The 18,502-nt window shown below is 45.2% G+C and carries 11 protein-coding genes; 8 read left to right on the plus strand and 3 right to left on the minus strand.

Annotation, left to right across the window (positions count from 1 at the left end):
• Window positions 1–22: 22 nt before the first annotated feature.
• The 3 genes from acnD (at window position 23) to AAC006_RS08555 (ending at window position 5,549) form a co-directional block, all read left to right on the plus strand.
• Window positions 23–2,620: a Fe/S-dependent 2-methylisocitrate dehydratase AcnD gene (acnD, locus tag AAC006_RS08545; protein ID WP_339349044.1), complete on the plus strand. Its 2,598-nt coding sequence runs from the start codon at window positions 23–25 to the stop codon at window positions 2,618–2,620.
• A gap of 360 nt (window positions 2,621–2,980) precedes the next feature.
• Window positions 2,981–4,162 (plus strand): 2-methylaconitate cis-trans isomerase PrpF, encoded by a 1,182-nt coding sequence (gene prpF / locus AAC006_RS08550; protein ID WP_339349017.1) that lies wholly within the window; start codon window positions 2,981–2,983, stop codon window positions 4,160–4,162.
• Between the two features lie 151 nt (window positions 4,163–4,313).
• The gene (locus tag AAC006_RS08555) at window positions 4,314–5,549 is read left to right on the plus strand and encodes a response regulator (protein ID WP_013782838.1); all 1,236 of its coding nucleotides are present in this window, start codon (window positions 4,314–4,316) and stop codon (window positions 5,547–5,549) included.
• A 120-nt stretch (window positions 5,550–5,669) separates the two neighbouring features.
• Here the strand turns inward: AAC006_RS08555 and AAC006_RS08560 are convergent, their stop codons facing one another.
• The 3 genes from AAC006_RS08560 to arcB form a co-directional block, all read right to left on the minus strand.
• Complete coding sequence (locus AAC006_RS08560; protein WP_339349019.1) at window positions 5,670–7,385, minus strand: PH domain-containing protein; 1,716 nt, start codon at window positions 7,383–7,385, stop codon at window positions 5,670–5,672.
• Window positions 7,385–7,963 (minus strand): PH domain-containing protein, encoded by a 579-nt coding sequence (locus AAC006_RS08565; protein ID WP_013782836.1) that lies wholly within the window; start codon window positions 7,961–7,963, stop codon window positions 7,385–7,387. The genes AAC006_RS08560 and AAC006_RS08565 overlap by 1 nt, the downstream gene beginning before the upstream one ends.
• Before the next feature lie 81 nt (window positions 7,964–8,044).
• On the minus strand, window positions 8,045–10,402 hold the full coding sequence (gene arcB / locus AAC006_RS08570) for an aerobic respiration two-component sensor histidine kinase ArcB (protein ID WP_013782835.1): 2,358 nt from the start codon (window positions 10,400–10,402) through the stop codon (window positions 8,045–8,047).
• 651 nt (window positions 10,403–11,053) lie between these two features.
• On the opposite strand from arcB, the gene gltB reads away from it, so the two are divergent.
• The 5 genes from gltB (at window position 11,054) to AAC006_RS08595 (ending at window position 18,444) form a co-directional block, all read left to right on the plus strand.
• The gene (gltB, locus tag AAC006_RS08575) at window positions 11,054–15,520 is read left to right on the plus strand and encodes a glutamate synthase large subunit (protein ID WP_013782834.1); all 4,467 of its coding nucleotides are present in this window, start codon (window positions 11,054–11,056) and stop codon (window positions 15,518–15,520) included.
• A gap of 14 nt (window positions 15,521–15,534) precedes the next feature.
• Window positions 15,535–16,950, plus strand: a complete 1,416-nt coding sequence (locus tag AAC006_RS08580) for an FAD-dependent oxidoreductase (protein WP_013782833.1) — start codon at window positions 15,535–15,537, stop codon at window positions 16,948–16,950.
• A 261-nt stretch (window positions 16,951–17,211) separates the two neighbouring features.
• Complete coding sequence (locus AAC006_RS08585) at window positions 17,212–17,679, plus strand: hypothetical protein (RefSeq protein ID WP_013782832.1); 468 nt, start codon at window positions 17,212–17,214, stop codon at window positions 17,677–17,679.
• Window positions 17,679–17,903, plus strand: a complete 225-nt coding sequence (locus tag AAC006_RS08590; protein ID WP_013782831.1) for a helix-turn-helix transcriptional regulator — start codon at window positions 17,679–17,681, stop codon at window positions 17,901–17,903. Before AAC006_RS08585 ends, AAC006_RS08590 begins: the two co-directional genes overlap by 1 nt.
• Window positions 17,904–18,048: 145 nt before the next feature.
• Window positions 18,049–18,444, plus strand: coding sequence for a hypothetical protein (locus AAC006_RS08595; protein WP_013782830.1), 396 nt, complete (start codon window positions 18,049–18,051; stop codon window positions 18,442–18,444).
• The last annotated feature ends 58 nt before the right edge of the window (window positions 18,445–18,502 follow it).

An 18,502-nucleotide genomic window follows, 5' to 3' on the forward strand; every position in this document is an offset into this window, starting at 1 on the left:
AAGGCTTAAAATCATGAGTAATATGAATTACGAATACCGTAAACCTTTGCCTGGCGCAGGTATCGATTTCTTTGATACCCGCGAGGCAGTGGAAGCCATTGAACCTGGTGCCTACGATAAACTTCCCTACACTTCACGAGTGTTTGCCGAAAACTTAGTGCGCCGTTGTAACCCTGACGCGTTAACCGATTCACTTAAGCAGTTTATTTATCGCAAGAACGACTTAGATTTTCCGTGGTTTCCAGCCCGCGTGGTATGCCACGATATTTTGGGGCAAACCGCGTTGGTTGACTTGGCTGGCTTACGGGATGCCATTGCGGCGAAAGGCGGCGATCCGGCGAAAGTAAACCCCGTTGTGCCTACCCAGTTAATTGTCGATCATTCATTAGCCGTTGAACATGCGGGTTTTGAACCCGACGCGTTTGAAAAAAACCGCGCTATTGAAGATAGACGTAACGACGACCGATTCCATTTTATCGACTGGACTAAGTTAGCGTTTAAAAACGTGGATGTGATACCGCCGGGTAATGGCATTATGCACCAAATCAACTTAGAGCGTATGTCGCCAGTTATTCAGTCTCGCGACGGCGTTGCCTTTCCTGATACCTTGGTTGGCACCGACAGCCATACCCCTCATGTTGATGCACTAGGCGTTATTGCTATTGGTGTAGGCGGCCTTGAAGCAGAAAGCGTTATGCTGGGGCGCGCCTCTTACATGCGCCTACCTGATATTGTAGGTGTTGAGCTTACGGGTAAGCCACAGCCCAATATTACTGCTACCGATATTGTATTGGCACTTACTGAGTTTTTGCGTAAAGCGCGTGTGGTGTCTTCTTATTTGGAATTTTATGGCGAAGGTACTACGCACCTCACCCTTGGCGATCGCGCTACTATTTCAAACATGACGCCCGAATACGGCGCCACCGCGGCGATGTTCTACATCGACCAGCAAACCATCGATTATTTGCGCTTAACTGGCCGTGAAGAAAAGCAAATTGCCTTAGTTGAACAATACGCGAAACACACAGGTTTATGGGCAGATTCATTAGCGAGTGCCGAATACGAGCGTGTTCTCACTTTTGATTTATCCTCTGTTGGCCGCAACATGGCTGGCCCATCTAATCCACATGCTCGTTTAGCCACCAGCGATTTGGCTCAGCGCGGCGTTGCTAGCGCATGGGAACAAGAAGAAGGCAAAATGCCTGATGGTGCGGTAATTATCGCTGCCATTACTAGTTGTACTAATACGTCTAATCCGCGCAATGTAATTGCAGCAGGCTTAATTGCCCGCAATGCAAACCAGCGTGGCTTAACCCGTAAACCTTGGGTGAAAAGTTCGTTAGCGCCAGGTTCTAAAGCGGTAAAACTGTATTTAGAAGAAGCCGATTTGATGGGCGAACTGGAACAGTTGGGCTTTGGTGTAGTGGCCTTTGCCTGCACCACCTGTAACGGAATGAGCGGCGCGCTAGACCCTAAAATTCAGCAAGAAATTATAGATCGTGACTTATACGCCACGGCAGTGCTTTCTGGTAATCGTAATTTCGATGGCCGTATTCACCCGTATGCGAAACAAGCCTTTTTGGCCTCACCGCCATTAGTGGTGGCCTACGCCATTGCCGGTACGGTACGTTTCGATATTGAAAAAGACGTACTAGGGATTGATAACGACGGTAACCCCGTCACGCTTAAAGATATTTGGCCAAGCGACGAAGAGATTGATGCCATTGTCGCGAAAAGCGTGAAACCAGAGCATTTTCGTAAAGTGTACGAGCCCATGTTCGATTTAAAAGTGAATACTGGCAGCGACATTAGCCCGCTGTATGATTGGCGTGAAATGAGTACCTATATTCGCCGCCCTCCTTATTGGGAAGGTGCGATGGATGCTGAGCGCACCATGACAGGTATGCGACCGCTGGCTATATTGGGCGATAACATTACCACTGATCATTTATCGCCATCGAACGCGATTATGGCTACCAGTGCAGCTGGTGAGTATTTGGCGAAAATGGGGTTACCGGAAGAAGACTTTAACTCTTATGCCACCCATAGGGGCGACCATTTAACGGCGCTTCGCGCTACTTTGGCGAACCCGAAAGTGTTCAACGAAATGGTGCTTGAAAACGGCGAAGTGAAACAAGGCTCGCTTGCTCGCATTGAGCCAGAAGGCAAAGTGGTGCGCATGTGGGAAGCCATTGAAGCCTACATGCAGCGCAGACAGCCACTGATTATTGTAGCAGGTGCCGACTATGGTCAGGGCTCTTCACGAGACTGGGCTGCCAAAGGTGTTCGTTTAGCTGGGGTAGAAGTCATTGTCGCAGAGGGCTTCGAGCGTATTCACCGTACCAACTTACTTGGCATGGGTGTATTACCCCTGGAGTTTAAACCGGGTACAACACGCAAAACCCTTGAACTTGATGGCACTGAAACCTACGACGTTAAAGGTGAACCTGCACCGAGTGCTACGCTAACCTTAGTGGTTAATCGAGCCAACGGTGAAACCCTAGATGTGCCCGTAACCTGTCGCTTAGATACCGCAGAAGAGGTGTCGATTTACAGCGCAGGCGGTGTGCTTCAACGCTTTGCCAAAGACTTCTTAGAAGCTGAAGAGGTTGAAAGCTAGCGCCTTCATCTTAGCGCATTGACGTTTGGCACTGAGCCACTTCACTTCATAAACACGCCGTGAACCCATCCATGGGGGCTCTGCCGCAGCATCCTTGCTGCGGAAGGTTTATGAAGCGAAGTAGCTCAATACCTTAGTGTGTAACTACGTTAAGCCAAAACTTGTAATACAACTGTGGAAAGTGATTTTTAAGCGCTGCTTTCGCTGAGTGACTGGTTGCCTTGCTGTTGTAAGCTCCCAACTTGCATCCATGCGTATTGAGGGCCCTGAGCCCAAATTACGTTCCCCTAACATCCTCCAACAATGTTTAACTAGGTGTTAGACGCTGGAGGTTGTTCGGAATTTAAAAAAGGAATAAACATGACGAAGTATGCCCCTCAAATTCGTGTACCAGCTACCTACATGCGCGGTGGTACCAGTAAAGGTGTGTTCTTTAACGTATCTGATTTACCCGAAGCGGCGCAGCAGCCTGGGCCGGCGCGAGATGCGCTTTTATTGCGTGTGATTGGCAGCCCAGACCCTTACGGTAAACAAACCGATGGCATGGGTGGCGCTACGTCGAGCACTAGCAAAACCGTGCTTATTAGTAAGAGCGAGCGCGATGATTACGATGTTGACTACTTATTTGGTCAAGTTTCTATCGACAAGCCTTTTGTAGATTGGAGCGGCAACTGCGGTAACTTAACGGCCGCAGTGGGCGCATTTGCAATAAATAATGGGTTGGTCGATGCCAGTAAAATTCCAGATAACGGCATTGCTGTTGTCAATATTTGGCAAGCTAACATCAATAAAGCCATTATTGCCAAGGTGCCTATTACTAATGGTGAAGTGCAAGAAACCGGTGATTTTGAATTAGACGGGGTGACGTTTCCTGCCGCTGAAGTTGAGGTTGCGTTTGTTGACCCTGCCGATGGCGAAGGCGCTATATTTCCTACCGGTCGTTTAGTCGATACGCTTGAAGTACCTGATGTAGGCTCTTTCAGTGCCACCATGATTAACGCAGGCATTCCAACTATTTTCATCAACGCTGAAGATATTGGCTACACGGGTACAGAACTGCAAGATGACATTAATAACGATGATGCCGCCCTTGCCAAATTTGAAGCTATTCGTGCTTATGGCGCGGTGAAAATGGGGCTAATTAGTGATATTGGCGAAGCGGCCTCTCGCCAGCACACGCCCAAAGTCGCTATGGTAGCGCCACCTGCAGGCTATAAGGCCTCTAGTGGTAAAGATATTTTGGGAAATGATATTGATGTACTGGTTCGCGCTATGTCTATGGGTAAGCTGCATCACGCTATGATGGGCACAGCCGCTGTGGCCATAGCTGCAGCTGCGGCTATTCCGGGTACATTAGTGAACCTTGCTGCTGGTGGCAGTGAACGTGAAGCAGTTGTTTTTGGACACCCCTCAGGCACCTTGCGTGTAGGCGCAAAAGCAAGCTTTGAAAACGACAAATGGAATATTGAACAAGCCGTCATGAGTAGAAGCGCCCGCATATTGATGGAAGGCTGGGTTCGCGTTCCGCAAGAACAAAGCTAACCAACAGTATAAAATTTAACCCTTTGAGAAATGCCAGCTTTTCTTCCCTTATCGCTAAGGTAGACTTCCGTATAATATTGCGCTCTTAGGGGCGCTTTTTTTATGTTTATTCGTTATTCTTTTCGTCTGATTACTTAGAGTCCACGTTGTCATGAATAAAGTATTGGTGGTAGAAGACAGCCTAACCGTTCGTAAAATTTTAAGTAAACTATTAGAAGACAACCCGTACTTAACGCCAATCCTTTGTAAGGATTTCGCTGAAGCAACGCAAGAACTTAAAAAAGGACACGACTTTCTTGCCGCTATTGTAGATTTAAATTTACCTGATGCTCCCAACGGTGAGAGCGTAGATTTAAGTTTATCGTATTCAATTCCCACTTTGGTGTTAACAGGCAATTTTGATGAGTTTACCCGAGCACAACTTCTCGATTTAGGTGTACTTGATTATATAACCAAAGAATCTCGCTATTCCTACAATCAGGTCATCAAGCTCATTGACCGCTTGAGAAAAAACCTCACCACTAAAGTACTCGTTGTTGAAGACTCTGTTACTAGTCGAAACTATATTTGCAGCCTGCTTAAAAAATTCCAATTCCAAATATATGAGGCAAGTGATGGCCTAGAGGCGCTCAATTTGCTTGCTGAGCATCAAGATATCCGTATGGTAATTTCCGATCACCGCATGCCTAATATGGATGGATACGAACTCATTAAAGCAATTAGACACGAACGTCGAATGCAAGATTTAATCTTTATAGGGCTTTCAGGTACCAATGATGGCGTACTTTCCTCTAAGTTCATCAAAAGTGGCGCTAACGACTTCCTTTCTAAACCTTTCTATCATGAAGAGTTCTTCTGCCGAGTGATGCAAAATTTAGAAGCTCAGGAAATGATTCAGACCATCAGGCAATCAGCCAATATCGATCCCCTGACTCAAGTTTACAATCGCCGCTACCTTATAGAACAAGGAGAAGAAATATTAGCCGAGGACACGTCTACCTCTGCGGTAACCGTATGTATGATTGATATCGATAACTTTAAATCGGTGAATGACAATCAAGGTCACAAGGCAGGTGATATGTTGCTTCAGGAGTTTGCCACTTTGTTAAAAGAACATTTTAGTGAAGACTTGGTGGTTCGCTACGGCGGTGAAGAGTTTACAGTAATATCTACCCGAGCTTTAAAGGAGCATCTTGGGAACGTTTCGCAATTTATTAACCTTGTCCGAAGCTCACGTTTCACGCAACACGAATTAAACATAACGTGCAGCATTGGTATTTGCGCAGAAAAACACACTGACCTTGAAACGCAAATTGACATTGCTGACAAACGGCTTTATCAAGCTAAGCGTACTGGAAAAGATAGAATAATTGCTAGTGACAGCTAACGCTAAACAATTGCATCATACGTGCCCAAATTAGTCGCTTCGATTGCTTTAACGTAATCACAAAAATAAAACAAGCTGTGGTCATATTCTGGAGGTACCACGCTTGTTATCGATAAATTGTTACATCCAAGATTTTCTTTTCGATTCAACTTCAAATAGCACGTTATTAGCTAACTCATTCGCAAAACCTTCAGGTAAAAACGGCACTGAAATAGCCCCAGATGCTAATACAAACTGCACCGTGGCAAGCTTTCGCCTTTTCATGAACACACTTTGCTTTACCACTACCTGCTGAACTTTGTAGGGTTCGAAGCATAAGTAATCCACACCTATGCGCCCTCGCCTTACATAAATGTATTTACCGTCGCTAACCACACCCCAACGCCACCATCTAAGCACAATAACACTTAGCAGTATTGCGCTAACAAAAGTGACCCCTGCAGTAATATCTAAATGTTCTATATAGATGCCGAATCCAGCACCCACCATAAAAGGAATAGAAAGCCCTGCTATCACCCAGTGTAAAATGTAACGCTTGCTTATAGACTGGTAGTCGCTACGGCGAATTTTACTCTGCGGCATGACTTCTTGGCTTAACTCATCCGCTTCGTCTTCAGTCACAGAAGGTACAATAAGTCGGTTTGGCGACATAAGCTCATTGGTCGAGTGCCCAATTGATGCGTTTTGCTCGAAGTACAGGTTCACGCGCTTAAGAATTCTGTCTAACCAATCTTGCTTCGCAGAGATAACTTGAATGCGGGATGCCCGCATACTCACTTCTTGTTTATTCAATAAACCACTTCTGCGGATATATCTGTCGTTGTGGCGCGACAATGTATAATCGTAAAAGGTAAACAGAGCCCCGCCAATACTAATCACTGCGACCAAGGCCATAGCCATCATTAGCATCACAAACGCGTACAAGCCAAACTGCCACCACGCTATGGTCTGCTCGCCAACAAGCTGATTTAGCTGCAAGCCCTTTTCAGCCAGCCATTCTGATAGGTAGCCAAACGCATTGTCATAAAAGGGTGCTGCTGCACCTAATAAAATCCATACTCGGTTGTTGGTAATTCCGTGGATCACGATATCGGTTATAGAGCGCCTATTCAGTATGGTTTCGCCATCCTCGTTGGTTTCTAAATAGCGCTTGCTTTGGTCACTGTTGACCGCAGTATTAGCAACAGCATTGCTATCATTTACATAAGAGCTTGCGTGGCGCCCAGTCTCTTGATGCCCAGTTTGTTGATGCCCAGTCTCTTGATGTTCTTCCTCGCTATGTCGAGCGTCTAGGGGGCGAGAGTCTTGATGCTCGGCTAGTACTTGCTTTCTTAAGGCATGAGCATAGGCCAAAGGAACGGCGACAATTTTAGCCTCTTCTCCTGCACTTCCAGCGGTATCAAGTATCACAAGTGCGAAGCCGAACGGTCGATAGTAGAAAGGTAATTCAATTTTTACATTCTGAATACGCCAAAATGGCAAGTTGGTGTAACTTCGAGAAAACACACCACTGTGAATTTCAACATGCTGGTTGTTTACTCTAAAGCGGTACATGAAGAAACTGACGACACCGCTTGAAAAGAAAATAATGAAGATCGCAGCAATGCCTAAAAAGGTATTGGGCGATTGAATGTTATCGGTAATATTGGCCGTTACTGCAATGGCCGGTACGGCGTAAATGGCGCCTTGTGCCATGTTTTTAATGCTGCGAAGGGTAAAATAAGCAATGGCAATGGGGGAAAGCCTACGCCAGCCTTCGCCGGTATCAACCTTAACGGCTTTCCCTTGTGCGCTGCTTTCGGAGGGCTTCGCCGATTCTACTTCGGGGGAAGCCATTATTTTGCACTCACATCTTTATGATCAAGTATGAACTGCCTTAACCGCTCGGCCACCTCCACCTCTATACCTGGAATTTCAAACGTGTGGGTAGCACCACCAGCCGAAAAAACCTGCAAAGAAGCTAAACCAGCTAGGCGCGCAATCGGCCCACGTTTTAATTCAACATGTTGAACGCGAAGTATGGGCTGGCAAGATAACGACCTAAATACCAAGCCTGATTGCAAGCTTAAGTCTTGTTCACGCAGGGCATATTTAATAAGCGGATCGGCAAAAAAATGATAGGTCGTCCATAAACATCCCAGCACACAAATGCCCACAACAATATAAGGAAAGGCGGCGACCAAGGGCTCTGGTAGCGCGAAAAATGACTGATACCGTAGCGCACTAGCCACCATGATAAGCACAAACGCTATGCCAAAAGCCAATGAAATATTAATCACGCGGTAACGCGGAGAAATCGCTTCTAAATTAAGTTGGTGAAGTTGAGGCTTGTCTGATGCAGACGTGTTTTCATTAGCTGTTATAGCGTCTAGCTGAGCGTTGCTAAACGTCTCGTTATCAGTACTCATTGTCATTACGTCTACCCCTTGTAAACTCGCGAAATCAACTTTCAAATAAAAACGGGGCCTAATCAGCCCCGTAATTTGATAAACGAATTAATCGTCTACTCGCTGCTGATTAAGCCAATCCTGCAAGGCTTTCATGTCGTACTGTACCGCCATCTGCAATTCTTCAACCCAATCATGAACGTTTTGCCACCACGTTGGGTGATCGCCTTGTTGAATTTGATTTGCAATACGCTGAACACGAGCAAGCCCTACAGAACCCGCCGCACCTTTAATTTTATGCGCTTGCGAGCAGACTTCAGATTTCTCATCAGCGCTTAGGCTCAACTGCAAAATTTCCATGTATTCAGGCATTTTCTCCTGGAACACTTTCACACTTGCTCGCACCATATCATCGCCTATTGTATCCACTAACATCTGGAGCAAGTCCATATCTAAAATGTTACTTAATATTTTGCTTGGCTCTGGTGGGCGTTCTACCTGACCTTCAACTTCTAATGGTGCAGGCGGCGCATGGAATAATTCGTTGAACACCTCAATCACGCGAGATTTCTTAATGGGCTTGGCAATAATATCGTCCATGCCATTTTGCAAATATTCTTCCCGCTTTTTAATCACGTTCGCAGTAAGTGCCACAATAGGCGTTTGCATTACTAAGTCTTCTTCATGCAGCGTACTGGCCACGTCGAAGCCCGTCATATCTGGCAACTGAATATCTAACAGTATTAAGTCGTATTGGTTCGCGCGGGCTTTATCAATCGCTTCTTGCCCCGTCATGGCCACATCCACCTTTTGCCCCATTTTTTCAAGCAAGGCTTTGGCAACCATCACATTAAGTTCAATATCTTCTACCAGTAGAATGTTCAAGTCAGTAACCTGAAGCTGCGCCACTTGCATAGGCTTTTTCGATATTTCTACCGGAAGCTCTATTTCAAAGCGCGTGCCTTTACCTACCACACTGGTAACCTTGATATTACCCTTCATTAAATCGACCATTTGCTTACAAATAGCCAAACCAATACCGGTGCCTGTTGCAGACTGGTGATCGGGGTGATCAACCTGATAGTACATAGCGAAGATTTTTTCTATCTCTTCTTCAGGTATGCCTACCCCAGTATCTTCAATAACAAAAGTCACGAACGCGACGTCATTTTCTGGTTTAGTGGCTTCAATGGATAAGCTCACATGGCCTTTTTGGGTAAACTTCACTGCGTTAAACAGGATATTCCACAAAATTTGGCGCAGGCGCGTGCCATCGACTTCAACTAATCTCGGAAGAGGCTCTTTAATCGTAGTCTTAAGCTCTAGCTGTTTATCACCCGCTAATAGTCGAATAATACTGCTTAGCTCTTCGGTGAAGTCGCGAAGCGATACAGTCTTTAAACTAAGCTCAACTTTATCTCTATCCAGCTTATCCAAATCGATAATATCGTTAAAGATATTGCCAAGCGTGATAGCACTGGCATAAATAGTACTTACCCAGCTAAATTGCTCTTCGTTTAATTCGGTATCGCGCAGCATTCTACTTAAGCCAACAATACCGTTTAACGGCGTACGTAGTTCGTGGCTAATCGTAGCGATAAAGCGCGTTTTGTCGGTACTGGCTTTCGCTGCTGCATTTTCTGCTTGTTTACGTTCAGTCATGTCTCGACCAAATGATAGCAAGCCTAAACGGTTACCTTCTTTATCGAAGAATGGAACTCGCTTCATTTCGAAGTAGCGACGGCGGCCATCGGCAAAGCGTAGCCATAACTCTTCGGTAATACTGGCGTTAGTTTCTAGTACTTCGTGATCACTGGCGACGATTTGTCGCGCCAAGTCTTCTTCATAAACATCGGTAGGGGTTAAACCAAGCAGTTCCTGCTCTGTTTTACCCGTCATGAGTTCTGCTATACGGTTACAGCCCGCAAAGCGCCCTTCTTCATTACGGTAGTAAATAAGATCTGGCGAGGCATCGATAATCGAGCGCAGCAAGGTAGATAAGCGGCGGGCTTGCGCTTCTTGTTCAGATTTATCCTGAATTTCACGCTCTAAGTCTTTAAATAAGGCTTCACGCTCTTCTTGCGCTAATTTACGCTGCTCAATTTCGTGATTTAATTGGCGGATATTTGTTTGCAGCTCACGGTTAAGAAAAACATCTTCTTCTCGCAAGCGCTCTAGTTGGCTTACCACTTCTTTAAGATTGGTACGTGAATTTTCTAACTGCTTTATAAGTTCGCTAAAAAAGTACAGTACCCAAGGTGCCGAAAGCATGGTGAGTATAACCGCGCTGATAAAGTCATCAGGCTGTACTGCACTGCCCATGCTTACGCGAATTACGTAAGAGCCGCCAAGCGTAAATACCAGCGAAAATACAACGAACAGAATACTTAACTTAAGCGTACCGAAGCGCTGTACAAACTGCGCAAAACGAATAGCCCAAGAATCGTTTGGTGAATCTGAATGCATGAACGACTTATTTTTAGGATTATATTCAGCATATCCTATCAGGCTTTATGCATTACGGAAATGCTGACAGACACCGTATCTACTGAACAATAGAATGTTGTTTATAGGAATTGATTCACCATGGTGTAATTTTTGTACAACTGCAAATGATTCTGGTAGGCTGGATATAAAGAATGAACAACTACATAAAAATACAGAAAACATGCCTTTGACTAGATATTAAATCCTTCAATGTGAATTTTTATTCACTTTTAGCGATTCCAAGTCACTTACTTGAATTTCATTGCCTACCAATAGAACGATATATCGGGTTATAACATTTTTGTTACAAAGATGAATTTAAAAGTTTAACATCATGAAAGTATTGATAATTTTAAACTATATGCTAAATCTTTGCTATACCCTTAATTTTAGCGTTTGATTTTACATATCAATATAGGTATTTTGTACGCCCCGCAAAGCAATAATGCATAAAAATGCGGAACACGACTGGAATCCTCTAATAATAAATAACGACAAGAAAAGGCGCATAGAGCGGTAATAGTGCCAGCTCGACAAAAGACGTCTGAACAATGTTGTGATACGCAATACCTAGGCGCATCTACACGCAACGCACACCTTGCCCCAGTCAAAGGTTGAAGGAGTTAAGAGATGAGTTTATACAACCCCAACGATTCCCGGGATAACTGTGGATTTGGCTTAATCGCCCATACCCACGGAGAAGCTAGCCATACGCTAGTAGAAACTGCTATTCACGGTTTAGACCGTATGCAGCATCGAGGCGGTATTGCCGCTGACGGGAAAACCGGAGACGGCTGTGGTTTATTACTACAGAAACCGGATGCGTTCTTCCATACTATCGCCGCAGAAAATGGCTGGAAACTCAGCAAAAAATACGGCGTTGGCATGATCTTTCTAAGCCAGGACCAGGCCCTTGCGCAAACTGCGCGTGAGGTGTTGAATGAAGAACTTGAAAAAGAAACCCTTAGTGTTGTTGGCTGGCGCGAAGTGCCTGTCGATCGCTCTGTATTGGGTGAACTTGCTCTTACCGGCGTGCCACAAATAGAACAAGTATTTGTGAATGCACCAGCAGGTTGGCGCAAGCGCGATCTTGAACGCCGCCTTTATATGGTGCGTCGACGCGCTGAAAAGCGTCTTGAAAGCGATCCAGATTTTTATGTTGCCTGCCTATCAGGTTTGGTCACTATTTATAAAGGCTTGGTAATGCCGAAAGACTTACCCGCCTTCTATTTAGATTTAGCCGACGAACGTCTGCAAAGTGCTATTTGTGTATTCCACCAGCGCTTTTCAACCAATACGCTTCCACGTTGGCCATTGGCTCAACCGTTCCGCTTCTTGGCCCATAATGGTGAAATTAATACCATTAAAGGTAACCGAGATTGGGCAATGGCACGTGCCTCTAAATTTGCTACGCCGCTTATCCCTGATTTGAAAGAAGCAGCCCCTTTTGTTAATACCGAAGGTTCTGATTCATCGTCACTTGATAACATGCTTGAGCTATTCTTAGCCGGTGGGATGGATTTGTTCCGTGCCATGCGTTTATTAGTGCCACCTGCTTATCAAAATAACAAAACCATGGATGACGACCTACGTGCATTTTACGAGTTTAACTCGATGCATATGGAACCATGGGATGGCCCTGCCGGTATCGTATTAACGAACGGCCGCCACGTGGCATGTAACCTAGACCGAAATGGTCTTCGCCCTGCCCGCTACGTTATCACCAAAAATGGCTTCATTACCCTTGCCTCAGAAGTGGGCATTTGGGATTACGAAGAAGCTGACGTTATTGAAAAAGGCCGCGTAGGCCCAGGTGAAATGCTAGCGGTTGATACCTACACAGGTAAAATCTGGCGTTCCACTGAAATTGATGAAGAATTAAAAGCGCGCCATCCTTATAAAGAGTGGCTCGATAAGCATATTCGTCATTTAACGCCTATTGAAGAGCTAGATGCTTCACTGATTGGAAAGCGCGTTTTTGATGACGACACCATTTCGGTATTCCATAAGCAGTTCAGCTATAGCTATGAAGAAATTCAGCAAGTTATTAAAGTACTTGCGAAAGACGGTCAAGAAGCCGTTGGCTCTATGGGTGATGATACGCCAATGGCGGTTATGTCTTCACGCCAGCGTACCGTTTACGATTACTTCCGTCAGCAGTTTGCACAGGTAACTAACCCGCCTATCGATCCATTACGTGAAAACCACGTAATGTCGCTAGCCACCTGTATTGGCCGCGAGCAAAACGTATTCAGCGAAACCTCAGGTTATGCAGACCGCGTATTGTTTAACTCGCCAATACTGATGTATACCGATTTAAAACAGCTACGTGAATTTAATCCTGATAACTACTATTCAGAAGTGGTTGAACTTCAGTATCAACCGCAAGAGGGCTTGAAGAAAGCCATCGAGCGTATTTGTAACGAAGTAGAACACTTAGTTAAACAAAAGCGTGCGGCGTTCGTGATTTTATCCGATCGCAATATCAGACAAAACCGCTTACCTATTCCAGCTGCTATGGCCGTTGGTGCAGTACAGCGCCGTTTAGTTGATAAATCACTACGATGCGACGCGAACGTAGTAATAGAAACCGCCAGTGCCCGTGACCCACATCACTTTGCCGTACTCATTGGTTTAGGTGCTACAGCGGTTTATCCGTTCTTAGCCTACGAAACCATTGAACAGCTTTGTGAGAAAGGCGAATTAGACATTTCACCTATGCAAGCCACGTTGAACTACCGTAAAGGTATCAACAAGGGCTTGTACAAGATAATGTCGAAAATGGGTATCAGTACCGTGGCGAGCTACCGTAGCTCGAAGCTATTCGAAGCTATCGGTATTAACGATGCGGTAATGGAATTGTGCTTCAGAGGCGTTACCTCGCGCTTACAGGGAGCCGATTTTGACGACTTCCAACAAGATACGGTTAATCTAAACCGCGTTGCTTGGTTAAAACGTAAGCCTGTTGATCACGGTGGTTTGCTTAAGTATGTACACGGCGGCGAATACCATGCGTATAACCCAGATGTAGTCAGCACTCTGCAAAAAGCAGTAATGTCCGGCGAATACAGCGATTACCAGCAGTATGCGAAACTGGTTAACGAGCGCTCTCCTGCGCACATTCGTGACCTGCTAGCGCTCGACCCACAAAGCGAGCCAGTGGATATAAGCGAAGTTGAAGACGCACAGAACTTATTCCCGCGTTTTGATACGGCAGCAATGTCTATAGGCGCGTTAAGTCCTGAAGCGCATGAAGCGTTAGCGATTGCCATGAACCGTTTAGGCGGGCAGTCGAATTCAGGTGAAGGTGGTGAACATCCATCACGCTTTGGTACTGAAAAGAACTCGAAAATTAAGCAGGTTGCTTCTGGTCGCTTTGGGGTAACACCGCATTACTTAGTAAATGCGAATGTTATTCAAATTAAAGTGGCACAGGGCGCGAAGCCTGGTGAAGGTGGTCAGTTACCTGGCGACAAAGTGAATAAGTACATTGCACAGTTACGTTTCTCAGTGCCTGGTGTAACCCTTATTTCGCCTCCACCGCACCACGATATATATTCAATTGAAGATTTAGCCCAGCTTATTTTCGATTTGAAACAGGTGAACCCAACTGCACTTATTTCAGTGAAGTTAGTGTCTGAACCTGGTGTAGGAACTATTGCTACCGGTGTAGCAAAAGCCTATGCAGATCTTATTACGGTATCAGGCTACGATGGCGGTACAGGCGCAAGCCCACTTACGTCGGTTAAATATGCTGGAAGCCCGTTCGAATTAGGTTTATCTGAAACACAGCAAGCGCTCATTGAAAACGGCCTTCGCCATAAAGTACGCGTTCAAACTGACGGCGGCCTTAAAACAGGTTTAGACGTAGTGAAAGCGGGTATTTTAGGTGCTGAAAGCTTCGGTTTTGGTACTGGTCCCATGGTGGCGTTAGGGTGTAAATACTTACGTATTTGTCACTTGAACAACTGTGCAACCGGTGTAGCAACACAAGATCAAAAGCTTCGTGACGACCACTTCATTGGTTTGCCAGACATGGTTATGAACTACTTTAAGTTTATTGCCCAAGAAGTACGTGAAATTATGGCAGCCCTTGGCGTGACCAAGTTTGACGACCTTGTTGGCCGTACTGAGCTATTAAAAGTGATAGACGGTGTGACTGCGAAGCAAAACCGCCTTGATTTAACGCCATTGTTGGTAAGACCGAAAGCAGGTGAACATACCCGTTTATTCTGTTCACAAACCACCAATGAACCCGTTGATAAAGGTGTGCTAAACGCACAAATGCTTAAAGACGCGCAACAAGCGGTTGTTGACGGCGAGTCTCTTGAATTGAAATACCCTGTTCGCAACACCGACCGTTCGGTAGGTGCTTTGTTATCGGGTGAAATTGCTAAGCACCATGGTAACCACGACTTTGAAGATACACCGATTAAAGTGAATCTTACCGGTACTGCCGGCCAAAGTTTTGGCGTATGGAATGCTGGCGGTTTACACATGCACCTTGAAGGTGACGCAAACGATTACGTAGGTAAAGGAATGACTGGCGGTAAGCTTGTTATTCATCCACCAAGAAACATGACTTACAATGCGCATGAAAGTGCCATTATGGGTAATACCTGCTTATACGGTGCAACTGGCGGTAAATTATTTGCTGCAGGCCGTGCCGGTGAGCGTTTTGGTGTACGTAACTCAGGTGCTATTGCGGTAGTTGAAGGTATTGGTGACAACGGTTGTGAATACATGACTGGTGGTATCGTTGCTGTACTTGGCCCTGTAGGCGTGAACTTCGGTGCCGGTATGACAGGTGGTTTTGCGTACCTTATGGACGACAACGACGACCTAGATAACCGTGTAAACCAAGACCTTATTGAGATTATGCCTGTTGACGGTAAAGCGATTTTAGTAGAGCACTTACGTGGTCTTATTAATCAGCATTACGAAGAAACCGGCAGCGACCATTCGTTAGGCTTGCTAACCGATTTCGCGGCAACGCTGAAACGCTTTAAGCTTATTAAGCCGAAGACCAGTGATGTGAAAAACCTATTAGGTCACATCAGTCGTTCAAGCGCAGAATTGCGCATCCAGGCTCAGTAGGAGGAGAAAAGTTTATGGCAAAGAACGTATACCAGTTTGTCGATGTTGAACGTATCGATCCGCCGAAAAAACCGATCATGGTGCGTAAACACGAGTTCGCTGAAATTTATCAGCCGTTAAGTCAGTCACAAACCGAAGGCCAAGCAGATCGCTGCTTGGACTGCGGTAACCCGTATTGTGAATGGAAGTGCCCGGTACACAACTACATTCCTCAATGGTTAGACCTTGCCAATGAAGGTCGTATTATTGAGGCGGCTGAGTTGTCGCACAAAACCAATAGTTTGCCAGAAGTATGTGGCCGCGTTTGTCCTCAAGACAGACTGTGCGAAGGTGCATGTACCCTAAATGACGACTTCGGCGCGGTAACCATTGGTAGTATTGAAAAATACATTACCGATACCGCGTTTAAAATGGGCTGGCGCCCAGATATGTCTGACGTAGTTTGGACAGATAAGAAAGTCGCTATTGTAGGTGCAGGCCCAGCAGGCCTAGCGTGTGCCGATATTCTTGTGCGTAACGGTGTTAAGCCCGTAGTATTCGACAAGTACGAAGAAATTGGTGGCTTGCTAACCTTCGGTATTCCATCGTTTAAGCTTGAAAAAGATGTAATTAAGCTTCGACGCGAAATCTTTACCGACATGGGTGTTGAGTTTGTACTTAACACTGAAATTGGTAAAGACATTGAAATGCAAAAACTGTTAGATGATTACGACGCCGTGTTCTTAGGCATGGGTACGTATAAATCGATGCAAGGCGGCTTTGAAAATGAACATGTACACGGTGTTCACGATGCTCTGCCCTTCCTTATCTCAAATACAAACCGCGTGATGGGTCTTGAAAAAGACGAAACCGACTTTGTTGATATGAAAGGCAAACGCGTAGTGGTTCTTGGTGGTGGTGATACCACCATGGACTGTGTACGTACGTCTATTCGTCAAGAAGCCGACCGCGTTATTTGTGCTTATCGTCGTGACGAAGAAAGCATGCCTGGTTCTCGCCGAGAAGTAGTTAACGCAAAAGAAGAAGGGGTTGAATTTATGTTCAACATTCAACCTTTAGACATTGCTGTTGATAGCGAAGGAAATGCTTGCGGTGTTAAATTCGTAAAAACCGAGATGGGTCCACCAGATATTAACGGGCGTCGTCGCCCAGTTGAAATTGAAGGTTCTGAGCACGTAGTTGAAGCTGATGCAATTATTATCGCGTTTGGTTTCCAACCTAGTCCTGCCCCTTGGTTTGCTGAGTTCGGCATTATGCTAGATGAAAAAGGCCGCGTACGCGCTCCTGCTGCTGGTAAGTTTGCTTTCCAAACATCGCACCCTAAAATCTTTGCGGGCGGTGATATGGTACGTGGTAGTGACCTTGTGGTTACCGCTATCGACGAAGGCAGAAAAGCCGCTGACGGTATCATGGATTACATTGGCGTTTAATAACCACGTGTAAAACAGCACGTTAACCGTACCTCGTTGTATGTAATCTATTTAAAAGCTCGCTTAGGCGAGCTTTTTTGTGGCCAGTATATCTAAAGCTGTAAAGAAATCCGCTCAGGGAACCTTCTTCTACAACATACTTTGTAACAACCTTCCGCTAGCTTTCTACAAGCACCCATGTACAATATATTTAACATTGAGTTAAATTTAACGTACACAAAGTAAAATTTAACCACCATTACTAGGGCATGGAGAAAGATAATGATTTCGTTCAGAGAGAAAAGTTTGTGGGTGTCTTTTTTAGTATCTGCGGTGATCGCCTCTATTTATGGAGATAGCGTATATACACTTATGTTTTTGCAACCAAATACTAGCCTAGATGTCACCACCGCCCTCATCATGCGAATTACTATTGCCTTCATTATCTTAGAGGTAGCGTTACATGTTGCGTTAGCCATGAGCCAGCAAGAAGATGCCAATACCCCTGAAGATGAACGAGAGCGTTATCATCGACTTACCGCGAATAATGCGGGTTATTGGGTACTGTCAGTAGGTATTGTGAGCTGCGTGATACAACAAATGATCAACAGTAACATCGATTTTGACGCGCAAAATAGCTACACCAATTATGCTCTTGCGCCTATTGAGCTAAAGTTAGTCCTTATTTTTTGGTTATCGGAGGTAACCCGCTTTGGTACTGAGATTTACTATTGCCGGAAAGAAAGTTAATGGCTGAACATTATTCAATAACTAACAATATAAGAACCTTGCGCTTTCTTGTCGATGAAATGACGCAGCAGGAACTCGCGTCAAAAGTGGGTGTTACACGCCAAACCATTATGGCGATTGAGAAAGGAAAATACTCACCATCTCTTGAAGTGGCGTTCAAAATTGCCTTGGTATTTGATAAGCCATTTAATGAGGTGTTTCAGTATTCGAAAGTGAAGGAGTGATGGGATTGAGAACCCGGTTCTCAAATTATTTTCACCTTATACCCATCACGTTATGAACATACCTTGTGCAACTATTTACCTATTGCTCTTATATAGTTAGCCCATTATTATCGATACAAAGAGTGATTAATGGTTAACAAGAATAATGACAAGTGGTTTACGTAAAAGCATTAATATAGTTTTACTTAGCGGGCTAGCAATGGCGAGCCACGCGTTTGCCGATACGGTGTCCACCGACAGTTCATTAGATGAACCTGTTGTTCGGTCTTGCCCTGCCTCCTTTTTTGACGTCTCGCTAATGGCTAATGCTCGCCAGTGTCAGCAATTCGACGATAGCTTGCCTGCGAGTTTGGTCTATTTTACTAAGCACGCGCCTAAAGAGGTTATCGCCTTCTATCAAAATGCCTATCCGCAATTTGTCAGAAAACCTGCGGTCAACCAACGCACCATGCTTGCAGCAACAGATGATTCGGTTCGTATTGTGGTCTCCCCGGATAATGTGGGCACGCAAGTTGATGTACTCATCATTAGTAAGCCATAACCTTCCATAAATTTTATTTCCGACTAGTTACTCTCCTCGTTCAATGTGGCACTGCCTT

The organism is uncultured Alteromonas sp. (assembly GCF_963976965.1).
In the GTDB taxonomy this organism is placed as follows: Bacteria; Pseudomonadota; Gammaproteobacteria; order Enterobacterales; family Alteromonadaceae; genus Alteromonas; species Alteromonas naphthalenivorans.

What these genes read in the sequence shown, in the direction of transcription:
- AAC006_RS08560 (WP_339349019.1), bottom strand. Translation starts at nt 7,385, where the DNA reads ATGGCTTCCCCCGAAGTAGAATCGGCGAAGCCCTCCGAAAGCAGCGCA.
- AAC006_RS08585 (WP_013782832.1), top strand. Translation starts at nt 17,212, where the DNA reads ATGATTTCGTTCAGAGAGAAAAGTTTGTGGGTGTCTTTTTTAGTATCT.
- AAC006_RS08580 (WP_013782833.1), top strand. Translation starts at nt 15,535, where the DNA reads ATGGCAAAGAACGTATACCAGTTTGTCGATGTTGAACGTATCGATCCG.
- AAC006_RS08590 (WP_013782831.1), top strand. Translation starts at nt 17,679, where the DNA reads ATGGCTGAACATTATTCAATAACTAACAATATAAGAACCTTGCGCTTT.
- AAC006_RS08565 (WP_013782836.1), bottom strand. Translation starts at nt 7,963, where the DNA reads ATGACAATGAGTACTGATAACGAGACGTTTAGCAACGCTCAGCTAGAC.
- AAC006_RS08555 (WP_013782838.1), top strand. Translation starts at nt 4,314, where the DNA reads ATGAATAAAGTATTGGTGGTAGAAGACAGCCTAACCGTTCGTAAAATT.
- acnD (WP_339349044.1), top strand. Translation starts at nt 23, where the DNA reads ATGAATTACGAATACCGTAAACCTTTGCCTGGCGCAGGTATCGATTTC.
- gltB (WP_013782834.1), top strand. Translation starts at nt 11,054, where the DNA reads ATGAGTTTATACAACCCCAACGATTCCCGGGATAACTGTGGATTTGGC.
- AAC006_RS08595 (WP_013782830.1), top strand. Translation starts at nt 18,049, where the DNA reads ATGACAAGTGGTTTACGTAAAAGCATTAATATAGTTTTACTTAGCGGG.
- arcB (WP_013782835.1), bottom strand. Translation starts at nt 10,402, where the DNA reads ATGCATTCAGATTCACCAAACGATTCTTGGGCTATTCGTTTTGCGCAG.
- prpF (WP_339349017.1), top strand. Translation starts at nt 2,981, where the DNA reads ATGACGAAGTATGCCCCTCAAATTCGTGTACCAGCTACCTACATGCGC.